17 protein-coding genes are annotated in these 18310 nt (G+C 71.2%); all 17 read right to left on the minus strand.

Annotation, left to right across the window (positions count from 1 at the left end):
• Positions 1–19: 19 nt before the first annotated feature.
• Positions 20–1594: a F0F1 ATP synthase subunit alpha gene (atpA, locus tag AMK19_RS21540; RefSeq protein WP_073814230.1), complete on the minus strand. Its 1575-nt coding sequence runs from the start codon at positions 1592–1594 to the stop codon at positions 20–22.
• 153 nt (positions 1595–1747) lie between these two features.
• A complete protein-coding gene (locus AMK19_RS21545; RefSeq protein ID WP_073814232.1) occupies positions 1748–2563 on the minus strand; it encodes a F0F1 ATP synthase subunit delta in 816 nt (271 codons plus the stop codon).
• Entirely contained in the window at positions 2560–3117 is a 558-nt protein-coding gene (locus AMK19_RS21550) for a F0F1 ATP synthase subunit B (RefSeq protein ID WP_073814234.1), read from the minus strand. The genes AMK19_RS21545 and AMK19_RS21550 overlap by 4 nt, the downstream gene beginning before the upstream one ends.
• A 41-nt stretch (positions 3118–3158) precedes the next feature.
• Positions 3159–3386 carry an ATP synthase F0 subunit C gene (atpE, locus tag AMK19_RS21555; RefSeq protein ID WP_043916032.1) on the minus strand — a complete coding sequence of 76 codons (228 nt, stop codon included), beginning with the start codon at positions 3384–3386 and terminating at the stop codon, positions 3159–3161.
• Positions 3387–3466: 80 nt separating this feature from the next.
• Positions 3467–4282 (minus strand): F0F1 ATP synthase subunit A, encoded by an 816-nt coding sequence (gene atpB, locus AMK19_RS21560; protein ID WP_198953402.1) that lies wholly within the window; start codon positions 4280–4282, stop codon positions 3467–3469.
• A gap of 279 nt (positions 4283–4561) precedes the next feature.
• On the minus strand, positions 4562–4915 hold the full coding sequence (locus tag AMK19_RS21565; RefSeq protein ID WP_241844505.1) for a hypothetical protein: 354 nt from the start codon (positions 4913–4915) through the stop codon (positions 4562–4564).
• A gap of 346 nt (positions 4916–5261) precedes the next feature.
• Positions 5262–6617 carry a glycosyltransferase family 4 protein gene (locus AMK19_RS21570; protein WP_073814240.1) on the minus strand — a complete coding sequence of 452 codons (1356 nt, stop codon included), beginning with the start codon at positions 6615–6617 and terminating at the stop codon, positions 5262–5264.
• A 150-nt stretch (positions 6618–6767) separates the two neighbouring features.
• Positions 6768–8030, minus strand: a complete 1263-nt coding sequence (gene glyA, locus AMK19_RS21575) for a serine hydroxymethyltransferase (protein ID WP_073814242.1) — start codon at positions 8028–8030, stop codon at positions 6768–6770.
• A gap of 206 nt (positions 8031–8236) precedes the next feature.
• Complete coding sequence (locus tag AMK19_RS21580; protein ID WP_073814502.1) at positions 8237–8872, minus strand: arsenate reductase/protein-tyrosine-phosphatase family protein; 636 nt, start codon at positions 8870–8872, stop codon at positions 8237–8239.
• 32 nt (positions 8873–8904) lie between these two features.
• Positions 8905–9552, minus strand: coding sequence for an L-threonylcarbamoyladenylate synthase (locus AMK19_RS21585; RefSeq protein WP_073814244.1), 648 nt, complete (start codon positions 9550–9552; stop codon positions 8905–8907).
• 76 nt (positions 9553–9628) lie between these two features.
• Complete coding sequence (gene prmC / locus AMK19_RS21590; protein WP_073814246.1) at positions 9629–10495, minus strand: peptide chain release factor N(5)-glutamine methyltransferase; 867 nt, start codon at positions 10493–10495, stop codon at positions 9629–9631.
• 22 nt (positions 10496–10517) lie between these two features.
• Entirely contained in the window at positions 10518–11594 is a 1077-nt protein-coding gene (gene prfA / locus AMK19_RS21595) for a peptide chain release factor 1 (protein WP_073814248.1), read from the minus strand.
• A gap of 120 nt (positions 11595–11714) precedes the next feature.
• On the minus strand, positions 11715–11939 hold the full coding sequence (gene rpmE / locus AMK19_RS21600) for a 50S ribosomal protein L31 (protein WP_073814250.1): 225 nt from the start codon (positions 11937–11939) through the stop codon (positions 11715–11717).
• Positions 11940–12064: 125 nt separating this feature from the next.
• On the minus strand, positions 12065–13177 hold the full coding sequence (locus AMK19_RS21605) for an LCP family protein (protein WP_073814252.1): 1113 nt from the start codon (positions 13175–13177) through the stop codon (positions 12065–12067).
• A 145-nt stretch (positions 13178–13322) separates the two neighbouring features.
• Entirely contained in the window at positions 13323–15479 is a 2157-nt protein-coding gene (gene rho, locus AMK19_RS21610) for a transcription termination factor Rho (protein ID WP_073814254.1), read from the minus strand.
• Between the two features lie 511 nt (positions 15480–15990).
• Complete coding sequence (gene thrB / locus AMK19_RS21615; protein ID WP_073814256.1) at positions 15991–16908, minus strand: homoserine kinase; 918 nt, start codon at positions 16906–16908, stop codon at positions 15991–15993.
• Positions 16909–17204: 296 nt separating this feature from the next.
• Positions 17205–18302: a threonine synthase gene (thrC, locus tag AMK19_RS21620; RefSeq protein WP_073814258.1), complete on the minus strand. Its 1098-nt coding sequence runs from the start codon at positions 18300–18302 to the stop codon at positions 17205–17207.
• Positions 18303–18310: the final 8 nt, after the last annotated feature.

Raw genomic sequence — 18310 nt, forward strand, 5'->3', positions numbered from 1 at the left:
CTTTCCCTCGCTACCGGACTCAGGCCTGCTCAGACAGCAGCTTGCCGTCCGCGGTGGTGAAGCCCTGCTTGAAGCCGGTGATGGCGGAGGTCAGCGCGTCGACGGTGCCCTGCTCCAGCAGGCCCGTCTCGACGATGCCGGCCAGGATGCCCTTGTGCTCCAGGCGCACGTGGTCCAGGAACTCGCGCTCGAAGCGGCGGATGTCGGCGACCGGGACGTCGTCCAGCTGACCGGTGGTGCCGGCCCAGATCGAGACGACCTGCTCCTCGACCGGGAACGGCTGGTACTGACCCTGCTTCAGCAGCTCCACCATGCGGGCGCCGCGCTCCAGCTGGGCCTTGGAGGCCGCGTCCAGGTCGGAACCGAAGGCGGCGAACGCCTCCAGCTCGCGGTACTGGGCCAGGTCCAGACGCAGGCGGCCGGCGACCGAACGCATGGCCTTGATCTGGGCAGAGCCACCGACGCGGGAGACCGAGATACCGACGTTCACGGCCGGGCGGATGCCGGCGTTGAACAGGTCGGACTCCAGGAAGCACTGGCCGTCGGTGATGGAGATGACGTTGGTCGGGATGTACGCCGAGACGTCGTTGGCCTTGGTCTCGATGATCGGCAGACCGGTCATCGAGCCGCCGCCGAGGGCGTCGTTCAGCTTGGCGCAGCGCTCCAGCAGGCGGGAGTGCAAGTAGAAGACGTCACCCGGGTAGGCCTCGCGGCCCGGCGGGCGGCGCAGCAGCAGGGAGACGGAGCGGTAGGCCTCGGCCTGCTTCGACAGGTCGTCGAAGACGATCAGGACGTGCTTGCCGTCGTACATCCACTCCTGGCCGATGGCCGAACCGGTGTACGGGGCGAGGTACTTGAAGCCGGCCGGGTCGGAGGCGGGAGCAGCCACGATGGTGGTGTACTCCAGCGCGCCGGCCTCCTCCAGGGCGCCGCGGACGGACGCGATGGTGGAGCCCTTCTGGCCCACGGCGACGTAGATGCAGCGGACCTGCTTCTCCGGGTCGCCCGAGCGCCAGTTGTCGCGCTGGTTGATGATGGTGTCGACGGCGACGGCGGTCTTGCCGGTCTGACGGTCACCAATGATCAGCTGGCGCTGGCCGCGGCCGATCGGGGTCATCGCGTCGATGGCCTTGATGCCGGTCTGCAGCGGCTGCTTGACCGACTTACGGGCCATGACGCCGGGGGCCTGCAGTTCCAGGGCGCGACGGCCGGTGGAGGCGATGTCGCCCAGGCCGTCGATCGGGTTGCCCAGCGGGTCCACGACGCGGCCGAGGTAGCCGTCGCCGACCGGAACCGAGAGGACCTCGCCGGTGCGGCGCACGGTCTGGCCCTCTTCGATGCCGCCGAACTCACCGAGGATGACGACACCGATCTCGCGGGTGTCGAGGTTCAGCGCGAGGCCGAGCGTGCCGTCCTCGAACTTCAGCAGCTCGTTCGCCATGACCGAGGGCAGGCCCTCGACATGCGCGATGCCGTCCGCAGCGTCAGTGACCTTGCCGACCTCTTCCACAGAAGCGGCGTCCGGCTGGTACGACTGGACAAAGTCGGCCAGCGCGTCCCGGATCTCCTCCGGACGGATCGTAAGCTCCGCCATCAGGCTTCCCTGCTCTCCTAGTTTGCGATCCTCGGCCCGCCATTGAGGGCCGCAAGTGCTCGACTCTCGGCCGGGTCAGGTGAACCGGCCGTACGTTTTGCCGGCCCACCTGGTGTGGACCGACGCCCGACCGAGGGTCGGATAGTGCTGGTGTCAGCCTTCGAGGCCCTGACGAGCGCCTTCGAGGCGGCTCGCGACCGTGCCGTCGATGACCTCGTCGCCGATCTGCACCCGGACACCGCCCTGGACCTCGGGGTCCACGTCGATGTTCAGGTGGACCGGGCGGCCGTGCAGGCCGGCCAGGGCAGCGGCGAGCCGCTCCTTCTGGCGGTCCGACAGCGGCACGGCGCTGGTGACCCGCGCCACCACGCGGCCCCGCCGGGAGGCGGCGAGCTTGGAGTAGGACTCCAGGCCACCCTCCAGGCTACGGCCCCGGGGAGCGGTGATCAGGCTGGTGACCAGGCGGACGGTGCCCGCATTGGCCTTGCCGCCGAGGAGCTTGCGGATCAGCGCCGCCTTGGCGGCGGCGTCGGCCTTCGGCTCGGTCAGCGCGGCGCGCAGCTCGTGCGAGCCCGCCACCACCCGGCCGAACCGGAACAGCTCGTCCTCGACGTCGTCCAGCGCGCCCGACTTGTCGGCAGCGATGACCTCGGCGTACGCGGTCAGCTGCTCGGCCGCGTCGGCCAGGTCACGCGAACCGGACCAGCGCGAGCGCACCAGGCCGGAGACCAGGTCGACGGTCTCGCCCGAGACCTGACCGGTCAGCAGCGAGGAGACCAGCTGGGCCTTGTCCTGACCGGCCCGGGACGGGTCGGTCAGCACGCGGCGCAGCGAGACCTCGCGGTCCAGCAGCGCGGTGACGGAAGCGAGTTCCTCGGCGAGCTTGGCCGCGTCCACCGAGGTGTTGTCGGTCAGGCTCTCGAGGTTCTCGCGACCGGCGGCGAGGGCCTCGCGGCTCGCGCCGATCACTTGGACGCACCCTGGGCAGCGGCGGCCTTGGACTCCAGCTCGTCCAGGAAGCGGTCGATGACACCGCTCTGGCGGGCGTGCTCCTCCAGGGACTCACCGACGATGCGGGAGGCCAGCTGGGAGGCCAGCGAGCCCACGTCCTGGCGCAGGACGGCGGTCGCCTGCTTCTTGTCGGCGTCGATCTGCGCGTGGCCGGCGGCGACGATGGCCTCACGCTGACGCTGGCCCTCCTCGCGCATCTCGGCGATCAGGACAGCACCCTGCTCACGGGCGTGCTCGGTGATCCGAGCGGCCTCGTGACGCGCCTCGGCCAGCTCGGCACGGTACTGCTCAAGCATGGCCTGGGCCTCGGCCTGAGCGGTCTCCGCGCGCTTCATGCCGCCTTCGATGGCGTCACGGCGCTCCTCCAGCACCTTCTCGATGCTGGGGAGGAGCTTCTTGCCGAGAAGGCCGAAGACGATGAAGAAGCAGAGCAGGCCGATGATGACCTCGGGCCACGCGGGGAGAAGAGGGTTCATCTTCTCTTCAGCCGCGAGGAGAACCTCGGGGGTCATATCAGAACCTTTCGTCGGAATTGACTACCGGTGCGCCTGGCTCACTGGCCGTAGACGAACGGCATGACGATGCCGATCAGGGCGAGGGCCTCGGTCAGGGCGAAGCCGATGAACATGTTGGAGCGGATCAGGCCGGCAGCCTCGGGCTGACGGGCCATCGCCTGCACGCCGTTACCGAAGATCAGACCGACGCCGATGCCGGGGCCGATCGCGGCGAGGCCGTAGCCGATGGAAGCGACGGAACCGGACACAGCAGCGAGAGCGGACATCTCAGCTAATCCTTTGCGGGGATGGGATACCGGTGGGTGTTGGCCACCGGGAGTTCAGGGCGCGGCCGGGGCCGCGGGGCTCAGTGCGCCTCTTCCAGGGCACCGGCGATGTAGCTGCTGGCGAGCATCACGAAGATGTACGCCTGCAGGAACTGCACCAGCAGCTCGAAGGCGGTCAGACCGACGGCCACCACGAAGGACACGGAGCCGTACAGGGCGCCGAGGGTGGGGCTCAGCAGGTACCACGAGGCCACCGAGAACACGACGATCAGCAGGTGACCGGCGAACATGTTCGCGAAGGCTCGGACCGCGAGGGTGAAGGGGCGCACGAAGATGTTCGAGAAGAACTCGATCGGCACCAGGATGAACATGACCCAGCCCGGAATACCGGACGGCCAGCAGAGGTTCTTCATACCGCCGACGAAGCCGTGCTTCTTGAAGGTCAGCGTCATGTAGGTGATCCATACGATCACCGCGAGCCCGACCGGGAACGCGATGCGCGACATCACCGGGAACTGGGCGAACGGGATGATGGACATGATGTTCATGATCCACACGAAGAAGAACATCGAGACCAGCATCGGGACGTACTTCTCGCCCTTTTTGCCGATCGTCTCGAGCACGATGCTCCGCTTGACGAAGTCGTACCCGATCTCACCGACCAGCTGGAGCTTGCCCGGGAGCAGCTTCGGCTTGGCGAACGCGGCCCAGAAGAAGCCCACCACCAGCAGCGCGCAGATGATCGACAGCAGCATCGGCTTGGTGAAGTCGACGCTGCCGATCGAGAAGATCGGCTTGAACTCGAACTCGTTCAGGCCGGGGGCGGGGAAGCCGCAGCCGGAGTCGAAGTGGCAGCTGGCCTCGGAGGCGAGCTGGACGACGTCAGCACCCACCACAGACTCCTTCGTTCTGACGCATGGTTACGGCAACCTCGGTGTGTCGGCATGGCCGGCGGCCACGGTGCGGCACTGGGACTAGTTGGATTTCTCGCGGACCCGACGCGGCGCATATCCACGCCGCGGGATCTTCGAAAGCTTCGTGGAGCCGGGGGGCGATCCGTCCGATTCTCGGAGAGACCTGGCCGCATCCCGTACTCCGCCGTTGGGACGGACGATAGCAGCCCGTCAGGAGGGCATAAACACCGCCCCCCTCGCGAGGGGGACAGCAAGCCCCGCTCACGGTTGACGCCCGGATTTCGGCTTGTTGCCGGGTTCCACGTAGTAGATCTTCGCCTTCAGCGCACCCCGGACCTGGAACGCGGTCCAGATGATCGCGAGCCCGAGCAGGGTGAACCCGAAGACCTTGCGGTCGAAGAACGTCAGATGCTTGGCCACCGCGAGCAGGATGCCGATCGCGAAGATCTGGGTCGTGTAGACCAGCAGCGCGGCGGCCATCATCATCTGCGGGTTGTTGCGGGTCAGGCGGTCCAGCGCGTACTGGCCGAAGCTGAAGAAGCCCAGCACCACCACGGTCGCGAGCGCCGCGCCGAGCAGGCCCTTCCCCTGGGCGACAACGAAAGAGATCACCATGGCGATCACTCCGGCGGCCGCAGTGGGAATTGCGGCGCCACGGAGGATCCGGGCGTCGTGGGACGGCATGTCGGCAGCTCCGGCGGCATGTCGGCGGCAAGGGCGGAAGTACTTGGACGAGCACCACACCGCAGACCGCCGTTGAGGGCGAGCCCGTCGAGGGAGACCGACCGGGGACGGAAGTCCTCCATGTCAGGTCTTTCGGCGTGTTCTCGGTACTCGTGAACGGTATCACAAACTATTTGATGAGAGCTTTACCATGAAGATGTGGCACCTGTCACACCATCGACCCGCGGGTGCCGCCGAACGGGTGGCCCCGTTCGGCGGAGCGGGAGTTGACGATCCCTCAGGACTCCTGCTCGCCCCGCCGGCCGGACGCCGTCGCACCGGTGCCGATCCGCCCCAGCAGCGCCTTGTCCTCGGCCGACAGCTCGGCCATCGCGGGCGTCTCGGGGGCCTCGTCCTCGGCCCGCTCGACGCCGTCCGTCGCCGAGACCTTCGCAGTGGCCCGGGCGGCCCGCGCGGCGCGCAGGCCGCGGCTGCGGTAGCGGGGCGGCACGAACGGCTGGACGGCCTTCGGGGCGCGCGGCCGGAAGCGCGGCATCAGCAGCACCGCGAGGCCCACCAGGCACAGGCCCGCCGTCGTCAGGACCACCGTGCGGCCGGTGTTGGTGACCGAGACCGCGACAGTGCCGAAGGCGATCAGCGCGGCCCAGAAGTACATGATCAGCACGGCCCGGCTGTGCGAGTGCCCGACCTCCAGCAGCCGGTGGTGCAGGTGCTGCTTGTCCGCCGCGAACGGCGACTTGCCCGCCCAGGTGCGGCGCACCACGGCCAGCAGCAGGTCGGCCAGCGGCAGCGCGATCACCGTCAGCGGCAGTAGCAGCGGGATGTAGATCGGCACCAGGGCGTGCACCGTGATGGTCTGCGAACCGGTGCGGGACGAGACCAGGTCGGGGTCGACGCGGCCGGTGATGGAGATCGCGGCGACGGCCAGCATCAGGCCCAGCATCATCGAGCCGGAGTCGCCCATGAAGATCCGCGCCGGGTGCAGGTTGTGCGGCAGGAAGCCCAGGCACATGCCGATCAGCACGGCGGTGAACAGCGCGGCCGGCGCGGCGTCGTTGATCCCGTAGCCCAGCCAGAGCCGGTACGAGTACAGGAAGAACGCGATCGCGGCGATGCACACCATGCCCGCCGCCAGGCCGTCCAGGCCGTCGATGAAGTTCACCGCGTTCACCATCACGACCACCAGCGTGACCGAGATCAGCATGCCCTGGGTGGGGGTGAAGGTGACGGTGCCGTAGCCGGGGACCGGGATGGAGATCACCGTGACGCCCTGCCACACCATCACGCCGGCCGCGATCATCTGACCGCCGAGCTTCACCAGCGCGTCCACGCCCCACTTGTCGTCCAGGACGCCCAGCACGAACATGATGCCGGCCCCGGACAGCAGCGCCTTGACGTCCGCGCTCTGCACGAACAGCCGCCCCAGGTTGGTGAGTTGGGAGGCCGCCAGCAGGCCGGCCAGCAGGCCGCCGAACATCGCGATGCCGCCCAGCCGGGGGGTCGGTTCGCGGTGCACGTCACGTGCCCGCACGGCGGGCATCGCGCCGGCCGCGATCGCGAACTTCCGTACCGGGCTGACCAGCAGGTAGGTCACCGCCGCCGAGACGAACAGGACCAGCAGATACTCACGCACCACTGGCCTCCAGGGTCATGGTCCGACGGACGAGTACGCAGGGTACTCCCGCGCAGGTTCGGGGTTCGAGGTGCGTCGCCACGATGCACACCTTATTGACTCCGACGCCCGGGTCCCGCATCGCGGTTCGCCTCCGCGACCGCCGAATGCTCAGCGGCGCCCCGCGAAGTCCCGCGCGAGCTCCCGGACCCGGTCCCGCACCGGCTCCACCGGGGCCCCCGCGAGCACCCGTCCGAGCAGTTCGCCGACCTCGCCGAGCTCGGTCTCCGCCATCCCCTGGGCGGCGCACGTCCCGGTGCCCAGCCGGATCCCGGAGGTCTCGGTGGCCGGTGCCGGGTCGTACGGGACGGCGCACCGCCCGAGCAGCAACCCGGCTGCGGCGCACCGGCGTTCGGCCTCCACGCCGGTCAGGCCGAGGCTGCCGACCTCGGCGGTCACCAGGTGGGTGTCGGTGCCTCCGGTGAGCGGCTCGGCGCCGGCGGCGGACAGCGCGGCGGCCAGCGCGCGGGCCCCGTCCACCGCCCGGCGGGCGTACTCGGCGAAGCCGGGGGTGGCAGCCTGGGCCAGCGCCACCGCCTTGGCGGCCACCTCGTTCATCGCCGCCCCGCCCTGGCAGAACGGGAACACCGCCCGGTCGATCCGGTCGGCCAGCGCGCCGCCGGACAGCAGCAGGCCGCCGCGTGGGCCGCGCAGCAACTTGTGGGTGGCCACCACGGTGACGTCCGCGTACGGCACCGGGGAGGGCGCCAGGCCGACCGCGACCAGGCCGGCGGTCTGCCCGGCGGTGGCGATCAGGTAGGCGTCCACCTCGTCGGCGATCTCCCGGAAGGCCGCCCAGTCCGGGTGCCGGGGGTAGGAGATGCCGCCCGCGACGATCGCCTTGGGTCGGTGTTCGTGGGCCAGCCGGCGGACCTGGTCGAGGTCGATCAGGCCGTCCTCCTCGCGCACCCCGTAGCCGTGGAACTGGAACCAGCGGCCGGAGAAGTTGGCCCGCGAGCCGGCGCTCAGGTGGCCGCCGTGCTCCAGCGACATCGCCAGCACCGCGTCGCCGGGCCGCAGCAGCGCCGCGTAGGCCGCCAGCACGGCCGAAGTCGCCGACCGGGGTTGGACGTTGGCGTGCGGGGCGGCGAACAGCTCACGGGCCCGGTCGACGGCCAGCAGCTCGACGGTGTCGGCGGGCGCGCAGCCGGTGTGGTGGCGGCGGCCCGGGTAGCCCTCGGCGTACTTGTCGACCAGCGGGCCGGCCAGCGCCGCCAGCACGGCGGGGGTGGCCAGGTTCTCGCCGGCCAGCAGTTGCAGGCTCTCGGCCCGGCGTTCGTCCTCCGCGGTGAGCAGGTCGGCGATCAGCGGGTCCGCCGTTCGCAGGGCCTCGGCGGCCTGCCAGTGGATCTGTCGGGCATCGGCGACCGTCATGCTGCGGCTCCCGGGTGGGGGGTCCCCCCAGCCGAAGGCGAGGGGGCCGGTGCGGGCGGAGATCCCTCCAGCCTAGGCCGGGCCCTGCCGCCGGGCCCGCCCCCACACGCGGGACTGGGCCTTTCGGCCGCGCCCCGTCACCTGCACTCTCTGCGCACATGGGCTTCACAAATCCTCCACCGAAACTTTAGTGGAGGGCGCTCAACTCACCGGCCCACGCCGGTCAGCGCGGTCACCACCGGGTCCAGCGCGTCGAATATCTCCTCGCCGCAGTTGCGGAACATGCCGATCGGGGCACCGTACGGGTCCCTCAGCTCGTCCGATTCCGGCGCGGCGGCCAGCAGCCAGCCCCGCAGGGCGGCGGCCGAGCGGACCAGCGCGCGGGCGCGTTCGGTCAGCCGCGCGCCGTCCCTGGGGTCCGGCAGGGTCCGCGGATCGACCCTTTGCACCAAACGGGTGAACTCCTTCAGCGTGAAGGTGCGCAGACCCGCCGCGTGTCCCATCGAGATCACCTGCGCGCGGTGGTCCAGGGTCGCGGTCAGCACCAGGTCGGCGTCGATCACGTGCTCGTCGAGCAGTTCCCGCCCGGCGAAGTCGGCGCTGTCCGCGCCGTACTCCCCCAGCACGGTGGCCGCGTGCGCCTCCATCGGGGCGCCCTCGTGGCCCCAGGTCCCGGCGCTCTCCACCACGATCCGGCGACCCACCGGGACCCCGAGCCGGGAGTCCAGCTCCAGTCGGGCCAGCCGCTCGGCGATCGGCGAGCGGCAGATGTTGCCGGTGCAGACGAACAGGATCCGGAAGGTGTCGAGCGGGAGCGGCCCGGACGCCGGGAACGGCGCCAGGGCACTCCCCGCTCCGTACAACGGGGCGGCGGTCAACTGCCGGCCTCGACGTCCGGAGCGACCTCCCTCAGCTGCTCGACGCTGATCGCGCCCGCCCGCAGCACCACCGGTACCTTGCCGGTGACGTCGACGATGGTGGAGGCCGTCGCATGGTCGGCCGTTCCGCCGTCGAGGTAGATCGACACCGCGTCGCCGAGCTGCGCCTCGGCCGCGTCGCAGGTGGACGGGGACGGGCCGCCGGTCTTGTTCGCGGAGGAGACCGCGAGCGGGCCGGTGGCGTTCAGCAGCTCCAGTGCCACCGGGTGCAGCGGCATCCGGACGGCGACGGTGCCGCGGGTCTCGCCCAGGTCCCAGCGCAGCGACGGTTGGTGCCGGGCCACCAGGGTCAGGCCGCCCGGCCAGAACGCGTCCACCAGTTCCCAGGCCTGCTCGGAGAAGTCGGTGACCAGCCCGTGCAGGGTGGTCGGCGAGCCGACCAGCACCGGCGAGGGCATGTTCCGCCCGCGGCCCTTGGCCGCCAGCAGCGCGCCGACCGCCTCCGGGGAGAACGCGTCCGCGGCGATCCCGTACAGCGTGTCGGTCGGCACCACCACCAGCTCCCCGCGGCGGATCGCCGTGGCGGCCTCACGCAGCCCGCTCGCGCGGTCCTGGGCGTCGGAGCAGTCGTATCGGCGGCTCATCGGAGCAATCCCCTTCCGGTGATGTCAGTGGTGGTCCACAGCGAAGCGCGACGCGCGGTCGTGCCGGGCCCGACGGTCACAGCGAAGCCCTGCGGGCCGTGGTGAAGCGCGGGCGGTTGTTGAGGTCCCGGTGGTCGGCGGCGTCCGTCCAGCCGCCCTCCTCGCGGAAGATCCACGGGACCTGCCCGCCCTGGGTGTCCGCGTGTTCGATCACCACCGCGCCGCCGGGCCGCAGCAGCCGGGCGGCGACCCGCTCGATGCCGCGGATGGTGTCCAGGCCGTCCTCGCCGGAGAACAGCGACATCTGCGGGTCGTGGTCGCGCGCCTCGGGCGCGACGTACTCCCACTCGGTGAGCGGGATGTACGGCGGGTTGCTGATCACCAGGTCGAACCGGCCGTCCCAGGCCCGGTCGTCGGCGAACGCCTTGGTGGCGTCGCCCTGGTGCAGGTGGATCCGGGCCCGGTCGGGGCTGGCCTCGACGTTGCGGCGGGTGTAGGCGATCGCGCCCTCGTCGAGCTCGAACGCGTGCACCGTGGAGCGCGGCAGCTCCTGGGCGAGGGCCAAGGCGATCGCCCCGGAGCCGGTGCACAGGTCGACCACCAGCGGCTCGGCGACGTCCATCGCGCGGACCGCCTCTATCGCCCACTCGACCACGCTCTCGGTCTCCGGCCGGGGCACGAACACCCCGGGGCCGACCTCCAGTTCGAGGTAGCGGAAGAACGCCCGCCCGGTGATGTGCTGGAGCGGCTCGCGCTGCTCGCGGCGGGAGATCGCCTCCCAGTAGCGGGCGTCGAAGTCCCCGTCCGGCACGGTGTGCAGCTGGCTGCGCTTCACGCCGTGGACGTGCGCGGCCAGTTCCTCCGCGTCGAAGCGCGGCGAGGGAACGCCGGCCGCGGCCAGGCGCTGGGTGGCCTGGGCCACCTCGGCGAGCAGCAGGTTCATCCCACGGGCCCCTTAGCTAGGCTCAGTTCTCCTGGGCGGCGGCCAGCTTGGCCGCGGCGTCGGCGTCCACACAGGACTGGATCACCGCGTTCAGGTCGCCGTCCAGCACCTGGTCCAGGTTGTAGGACTTGAAGCCGGTGCGGTGGTCGGAGATGCGGTTCTCCGGGAAGTTGTACGTCCGGATCCGTTCGGAGCGGTCCATCGTGCGGACCTGGCTGCGGCGGGCGTCGGACGCCTCCCGCTCGGCCTCCTCCTGCGCGGCGGCCAGCAGCCGCGAACGCAGGATGCGCAGTGCCTGCTCCCGGTTCTGGAGCTGGCTCTTCTCGTTCTGGCAGGACGCCACGATACCGGTCGGCAGGTGGGTGATCCGGACCGCGGAGTCGGTGGTGTTGACCGACTGCCCGCCCGGGCCGGAGGACCGGTAGACGTCGATCCGCAGGTCGTTGGCGTGGATCTCCACCTCGACCTCCTCGGCCTCCGGGGTGACCAGCACGCCCGCGGCGGAGGTGTGGATGCGGCCCTGCGACTCGGTCGCCGGCACCCGCTGCACGCGGTGCACGCCGCCCTCGTACTTCAGCTGCGCCCAGACGCCGTGGCCGGGTTCCGCGTTGCCCTTGGTCTTCACGGCCACCGAGACGTCCTTGTACCCGCCGAGGTCGGACTCGTTGGCGTCGATGATCTCGGTCTTCCAGCCGACCCGCTCCGCGTACCGCAGGTACATCCGGAGCAGGTCGCCGGCGAACAGCGCGGACTCCTCGCCGCCCTCGCCCGCCTTGACCTCCAGGATGACGTCCTTGTCGTCATTGGGGTCGCGCGGCACCAGCAGCAGCCGCAGCTCCTCGGTGAGCTCGCCCTGCCGGGCCTCGGACGCCTTCGCCTCGGCGATGAAGTCCGGGTCCTCGACCGCGAGTTCACGGGCGGCGGCGATGTCCTCGCCGGCCTGCTTCCAGGCCACGTAGGTGCGGGTGATCGGGGTCAGCTCGGCGTACCGCTTGGCCAGCTTGCGCGCGTTCGCCTGGTCCGCGTGCACGGACGGATCGGCCAGCCTCTTTTCGAGGTCGGCGTGCTCGACGAGGAGCTCTTCGACTGCCTCGAACATCGGGTGGTCCTACTTCCGTGAGTGCCGAACGGGGGTGATGGCGGGAGAGACGCGAACGGCGCCGGCCCGGACGCCCCCGTGGAGTACACGAGAACGCCCGAGACCGGCGCCGTGGAAGCGCTAGGCCTTGTTGCCGGAGAGCTTCTTGCCGAAGCGGGCCTCGAAGCGGGCCACGCGGCCACCGGTGTCCAGAATCTTCTGCTTGCCGGTGTAGAACGGGTGGCAGCTCGAGCAGACCTCGGCGCGGATCTCACCGCTGGTCTCGGTCGAGCGAGTGGTGAACTCGTTGCCGCAGGTGCAGGTCACCTTGGTGACCACGTACTCCGGGTGAACGTTGGACTTCAACGGATTCTCCTAGCTGATCGGGAGGGTACCGGGTCGGCGAACATGGACATCCGCACGTGAACCGGGACCGACGGACCAGTGTGCCAGCACTGCCCGCTACTTCCCAAACCGGGAGGCCGATCGCGCTATTCCGCGCCCCCTCGGAGGGCCGCCTCGCCGGGGTTGACCGAGGCCGTGGCGGACGGCGAGGCCTCCGCCGGGTTGTTGGGCTGCTGGGAGACCACCGAGGTCGGCACCGGCTGGTCGGCCCGCAGCGCGGCCCACAGCTGCTGGGCGTCCGGGTTCTTCGGCACCACCCGGTTCGGGTCGCTGGGGGCGTACCCGACCGGCAGGGTGACCATGGTGAGCTGGTCCGGGCCGATCTGCTTCAGGGTCTGCGCCAGGCCCACCAGCGAGCTCACCGAGGCCAGGTCGGAGTCGGTGGTGAGCGACTTGGTCAGCTTGTCGCCGAGGTTCCACATCGCCACCGGGTCGGTGGCCAGGCCGAGCGTGTTCACCCGGCCGAGCATGGCCTTGACCATCTCCTTCTGGAGCTCGATCCGCCCCAGGTCGCTGCCGTCGCCCACGCCGTGCCGGGTGCGGACGAACGCCAGCGCCTGCTGCCCGCCCAGGTGGTGGGTGCCGGCCGCCAGGTGCAGCCCGCTGTCCTGGTCGCTTATCGGCACCGTGGTGGTGACGTCCACCCCGCCGATCGCGTCGATCAGCGAGGCGAAGCCGGCGAAGTCCACCTCGACGAAGTGGTCCATCCGCATCCCGGTGAGCTGCTCGGTGGTCTTCACCGCGCAGGCCGGGCCGCCGACCTCGAAGGCGGAGTTGTACATCGCGCTGCGGACCGCCGGGACGGCCTTGCCGTCGGCGCCGGTGCAGGCGGGCCGGGCGACCAGCGTGTCGCGCGGTATCGAGACCACCGAGGCCGCCGTGTGCGACTGGTTGACGTGCACCACCATCGCGGTGTCCGAGCGCGCGGTGTCCCCCGTGTCGCCGCCCGCCAGGTTGCCGTTGGCGCCCGCCCGCGAGTCGGAGCCGAGCACCAGCAGGTTGAACGAGCCGTCGGTGGACGCGGGCGGACGGGCGCTGCCCAGCTGCCCGGAGATGTCGACGCTGTGCAGGTTCCCGTTGAGCTTCCAGTAGGCGAGCCCGCCGAGGCCCGCCACCACCAGCACCACGCCGACCAGCGCGAACAGCACGATCCGCAGCCCGCGGCGACGCGGGGTGCGGCCCTTCCGGTGTTCGCCCATATCGCCTCATTCCACCTTCAGTGCGACCTTTCGAGCATAAGTGACGCACCGGTAGGGCGAGCGGGTTCTGAATCGAGGATGAGAAAAGCCTGAGACCCCGCACCGCGCGGAGCGGTACGGGGTCCCAGGCCTGTGGCCCGACGGATCAGTCGCCGGAACCGGGGGTGTTCTTGGCGATCTGCATCAGGAACTCGGCGTTCGACTTGGTCTGCTTCATCTTGTCCAGCAGCAGCTCGATCGCCTGCTGCGAGTCGAGCGCGTGCAGCACGCGGCGGAGCTTCCAGACGATCGCCAGCTCCTCGTGACCGAGCAGGATCTCCTCCTTGCGGGTGCCGGAGGCATCCACGTCGACGGAGGGGAAGATGCGCTTGTCGGAGAGCCTCCGGTCGAGCTTGAGCTCCATGTTGCCGGTGCCCTTGAACTCCTCGAAGATCACCTCGTCCATGCGCGAGCCGGTGTCGACCAGCGCGGTGGCGAGGATGGTCAGCGAGCCGCCGTTCTCGATGTTGCGCGCCGCGCCGAAGAACTTCTTCGGCGGGTACAGCGCGGTCGAGTCGACACCACCGGACAGGATGCGGCCGGAGGCGGGCGCGGCCAGGTTGTAGGCGCGGCCCAGGCGGGTGATGGAGTCCAGCAGGATCACCACGTCGTGGCCCAGCTCCACCAGGCGCTTGGCGCGCTCGATGGCGAGCTCGGCGACGGTGGTGTGGTCCTCGGCCGGGCGGTCGAAGGTCGAGGAGATGACCTCGCCCTTCACCGACCGCTGCATGTCGGTGACCTCTTCCGGACGCTCGTCGACCAGGACGACCATCAGGTGGCACTCGGGGTTGTTGTGGGTGATCGCGTTGGCGATCGCCTGCATGATCATGGTCTTGCCGGTCTTCGGCGGGGCCACGATCAGACCGCGCTGGCCCTTGCCGATCGGCGACACCAGGTCGATGATCCGGGTGGTCAGCACGCCCGGGTCGGTCTCCAGGCGCAGCCGCTCCTGCGGGTACAGCGGGGTCAGCTTGCCGAACTCGGGGCGGCCGCGGCCGCTGTCCGGGTCCATGCCGTTGACGGAGTCCAGGCGCACCAGCGCGTTGAACTTCTCGCGGCGCTCGCCGTCCTTCGGCTGCCGGACGGCGCCGGTGATGGCGTCGCCCTTGCGCAGGCCGTGCTTGCGGACCTGGGCCAGCGAGACGTAGACGTCGTTCTGGCCGGGCAGGTAGCCGGAGGTCCGGACGAAGGCGTAGTTGTCGAGGATGTCCAGGATGCCCGCGACCGGGATCAGGACGTCGTCGTCGCTCAGCGGGACCTCGGGGCCGGCCGCGGCCTCGAAGCCGTCACGGCGACGGCCCCGGCGGTCGCGGTAGCGGCCACGACGGCCGCGGCGGCCGTCGCCGAACTCGTCGTCGTCGTAGCCGCCCTGTTGCTGGGCGCCGCCGACCTGCTGTTGCTGGCCGCCGCTCTGCTGCTGGCCCTGCTGGCGGGACTGGCCGCCGTCCTGCTGCTGGCCGCCGCCCTGCTGCCGGTCGGCGCGGTCGCGCTCGCGGCGGTTGCGGCGGTCCCGGCGGGACTCGCGGATCTCGTCACCCTCGGCCGAAGCGGCCTCGGTGCGCTCAGTGCGCTCAGTGCGCTCAGTGCGCTCGGTGCGCTCGGTGCGCTCCGTACGCTCGCCGCCCTCGCGGCGGTCGCGGCGGTCCCGGCGCTCGCGGCGCTCGGAACGGCCCTCGGCCTCGCCGGCCTGGCGCTGGCCCTCGGCCTTGGCCTCGGCGGCCGGCTGGGCCTGCTCGGTGGCGGCGGCTGCCGCTGCGGCTGCGGCCTCGGCGGTCGGCGCACCGGCGGCGGCGGTGGCACGGCGGCGCGGACGCTCGGTCCGGGCGGCGGCGGCCGCGGTGTCGGCGGCGGCCTGCACCGGGATCTCGATCTGCGCCTGCGCCTGCGGCTGCGGCTCGGTGGCGGCGGCGGTGCGGGCGCGGCGGGCCGGCTTCTCCTTCTCCTCGGCGGCCGGGGCGGCCTCCGCGGGAGCAGCCGACTTGGCGGCCTTCTTGGCGGCCGGAGCGGCGGGGGCGGAGCCGCCCGCGAGCAGCGGGTCTCCGCCGCTCTTCTCCTTGATGGCCTCGATCAGCTGGCTCTTGCGCATCCGTCCGGTACCGCTGATCCCGAGGGTCGAGGCGAGCTTCTGGAGCTCGGTCAGGACCAGACCGTCCAGGCCGGCGGCAGCGGTACGACGGCGTCGCGCCGGAGCCGCCGGGGCGGCGGCTGCGTCCGACGCCTCGGCGTCCGGGCGCGCGCCCATCAGATCGGTGGTGTCGCTCACTAAGGGTCCTTCCCTGGAGCGGACGTCGGCCTGTCTGGCACGGCGACCGGTTGTGCTGTCCTGGCCAGCATCTCTGTGCGCTGGTCAGGGGCTGGATTCCCGCGGAAGGCTGGTCCTTCCGGGGAGCTGCGAAGTGCGGTGCACTGTGGTGCGAAGTGGCGCGGACGGCCGGTACTGGTGCCGACCTCGCTGCGCCTGTTTGATGCCCGGCCCCCGTCGCGCGGCGGCAGTTCGGGCCCCGCCCGACCAAGCCTCAGTACAGAGGCTGCGGGTGGGAGTCTGGTGCCGTCACGGCCTCCGGATGGGCCGCAGTCGCGCAGGCAGGCTGCGTACGCGGTGTGGCGGGCTCCCGGAGAATCGTGATCCCGAGCTTCCGGCCCCCGTGCAGACGGGGGAACGGGATCGGGATGCGTCGCACCGGGCCCCGGAGGGCATCTGGTGCAGCAATGAGGTTAACACTACCTACCCCCTGACACATTCCCCAGCCCTTTGTTTGTCAATCGTGTCCGTCTCACATGTCGAGCGGCAGCACGGTCGCGCCGGTGCGGTCGAGTTCGAGCCGGTGCGCCGCGAACTGCGGCCCCGCGAAGGAGAGGAGCTTCTCGGCGCCGGCCTCGTCGGTGAGCGCGAGGACCGTCGGTCCGGCGCCCGAGATGACGGCCGGCACGCCCTCGGCGCGCAGGGCGGCGACCAGGGCGGCGCTGTCGGGCATGGCGGAGGCCCGGTAGTCCTGGTGCAGGCGGTCCTCGGTGGCGGTGAGCAGCAGTTCGGGGCGGCGGGTGAGCGCCTCGACCAGCAGGGCGGCGCGGCCGGCGTTGACGGCGGCGTCGGCGAGCGGAACGGTCTTGGGGAGGAGACCGCGGGCCGTCTCGGTGAGCACCTCGGTGGAGGGCACGAACACGACCGGCACCACCCGGTCGGAGGGGTCGAGCGCGATGGTGCGGGCGGTGCCGTCCTCGGTCCAGGCGACGGTGAAGTTGCCGCGCAGGCAGGCCGCGACGTTGTCGGGGTGGCCCTCCAGCTCGGAGGCGAGGGCGAGCAGCGCGTCGTCGTCGAGGGCGGAGGCGCCGCCGATGGTGACGGCGCGGGCGGCGACGATGCCGGCGCAGATAGCGGCGGACGAGGAGCCCAGGCCGCGGCCGTGCGGTATGCGGTTGGCGCAGACCACTTCGAGGCCGCGGGGCTGTCCGCCGAGCCGGTCGAAGGCGGCGCGCAGCGAGCGGACCAGCAGGTGGCGCTCGTCGCGGGGCAGGGTGTCGGCGCCCTCGCCGGCGATGTCCACGCTCAGACCGGATTCGGCGACCCGGACCACCACATCGTCGTAGAGCCCCAGGGCGAGGCCGAATGCGTCGAAGCCGGGGCCGAGGTTGGCGCTGGTCGCGGGGACGCGGACCCGGACGGCGGCGGCGCGGAACGCGGGACCGGCCATGCGGTGGACACTCCTGAAAGTGGGGGCGGCCCGGACGACGGGGCCTGCGGTGGTACGACGGCGGGGTGGTCGAAGGGAGCGCGCAGCGTGGCGCGGCCCGCCGGGGTCCAGCGTATCGAAGAGAGGTTCCAGAGCGGTACACCCTGCCCGACTCCGATCTGCCGTGTTGCCCACAGCAGCGGAAAAGCGCCGGTCCGATGACCTGAAAGCGGCGGGAAAGTGTGGCTCGGTGGCCCGAATGCGACGGCGAGCGGCAGACCCGGATCGGGTCTGCCGCTCGCCGTCGTGACGCGGGGTCAGTCCAGCAGGCCGAGGCGGCGGGCGGCCGTCTCCGGGTCGATCGGGACGATCTGCGGCTGCGGCGCGCCGGCCACCGCCCAGTCCGGGTCCTTGAGGCCGTTGCCGGTGACGGTGCAGACGATCCGCTGGCCGGGGTCGACCAGTCCGGCCTCGGCCTTGGCGAGCAGGCCGGCCACCGAGGAGGCGGACGCGGGCTCGACGAAGACGCCCTCCTGCGAGGCCAACAGGCGGTAGGCGGACAGGATCTGGCGGTCCGTCACCTTGTCGATGAGGCCGCCGGACTCGTCCCGCGCGGCGAGCGCGTAGTCCCAGGAGGCGGGGTTGCCGATCCGGATCGCGGTGGCGATGGTCTGCGGCTTGAGCACCGGGGCGCCGTCCACGATGGGGGCGGAGCCGGACGCCTGGAAGCCCCACATCCGGGGGGTCTTCGAGGAGAGGCCGTCCGCCGCGTACTCGCGGTAGCCCTTCCAGTAGGCGGTGATGTTGCCGGCGTTGCCGACCGGGAGGACGTGGATGTCCGGGGCGTCGCCGAGCATGTCGACGATCTCGAAGGCGGCGGTCTTCTGGCCCTCGATGCGCACCGGGTTGACCGAGTTGACCAGGGCGACCGGGTACTTCTCGGAGAGTTCGCGGGCGAGCGTGAGGCAGTCGTCGAAGTTGCCGTCGACCTGGAGGATCTTCGCGCCGTGCACCAGCGCCTGGCCCATCTTGCCGAGGGCGATCTTGCCCTGCGGGACGAGCACGGCGGACACCATGCCGGCGCGGACCGCGTAGGCGGCGGCGGAGGCGGAGGTGTTGCCGGTGGAGGCGCAGATGACGGCCTGGGCGCCGTCCTCCTTGGCCTTGGAGATGGCCATGGTCATCCCGCGGTCCTTGAAGGAGCCGGTCGGGTTGGCGCCTTCGACCTTGAGGTAGACCTCGCACCCGGTGCGCTCGGAGAGCACCTGGGCGGGGACGAGCGGCGTGCCGCCCTCCAGCAGGGTGATCACGGGGGTGGAGTCGGTGACCGGGAGGCGGTCGCGGTACTCCTCGATGAGGCCGCGCCACTGGTGGGTGTGGGTGCCTCGGGCAGCGTTTCCGGCAAGGGCGTTCATGGTTCCTG

Source organism: Kitasatospora sp. CB01950 (assembly GCF_001905465.1).
In the GTDB taxonomy this organism is placed as follows: Bacteria; Actinomycetota; Actinomycetes; order Streptomycetales; family Streptomycetaceae; genus Kitasatospora.

Excerpts from the sequence above, each read along its gene's own strand:
- thrC (WP_073814258.1), bottom strand. The coding sequence starts at position 18,302 with ATGAACGCCCTTGCCGGAAACGCTGCCCGAGGCACCCACACCCACCAG.
- prmC (WP_073814246.1), bottom strand. The coding sequence starts at position 10,495 with ATGAACCTGCTGCTCGCCGAGGTGGCCCAGGCCACCCAGCGCCTGGCC.
- atpA (WP_073814230.1), bottom strand. The coding sequence starts at position 1,594 with ATGGCGGAGCTTACGATCCGTCCGGAGGAGATCCGGGACGCGCTGGCC.
- prfA (WP_073814248.1), bottom strand. The coding sequence starts at position 11,594 with ATGTTCGAGGCAGTCGAAGAGCTCCTCGTCGAGCACGCCGACCTCGAA.
- AMK19_RS21565 (WP_241844505.1), bottom strand. The coding sequence starts at position 4,915 with ATGGTGATCTCTTTCGTTGTCGCCCAGGGGAAGGGCCTGCTCGGCGCG.
- atpE (WP_043916032.1), bottom strand. The coding sequence starts at position 3,386 with ATGTCCGCTCTCGCTGCTGTGTCCGGTTCCGTCGCTTCCATCGGCTAC.
- thrB (WP_073814256.1), bottom strand. The coding sequence starts at position 16,908 with ATGGCCGGTCCCGCGTTCCGCGCCGCCGCCGTCCGGGTCCGCGTCCCC.
- AMK19_RS21605 (WP_073814252.1), bottom strand. The coding sequence starts at position 13,177 with ATGGGCGAACACCGGAAGGGCCGCACCCCGCGTCGCCGCGGGCTGCGG.
- glyA (WP_073814242.1), bottom strand. The coding sequence starts at position 8,030 with ATGACGGTCGCCGATGCCCGACAGATCCACTGGCAGGCCGCCGAGGCC.
- AMK19_RS21585 (WP_073814244.1), bottom strand. The coding sequence starts at position 9,552 with ATGAGCCGCCGATACGACTGCTCCGACGCCCAGGACCGCGCGAGCGGG.
- AMK19_RS21550 (WP_073814234.1), bottom strand. The coding sequence starts at position 3,117 with ATGACCCCCGAGGTTCTCCTCGCGGCTGAAGAGAAGATGAACCCTCTT.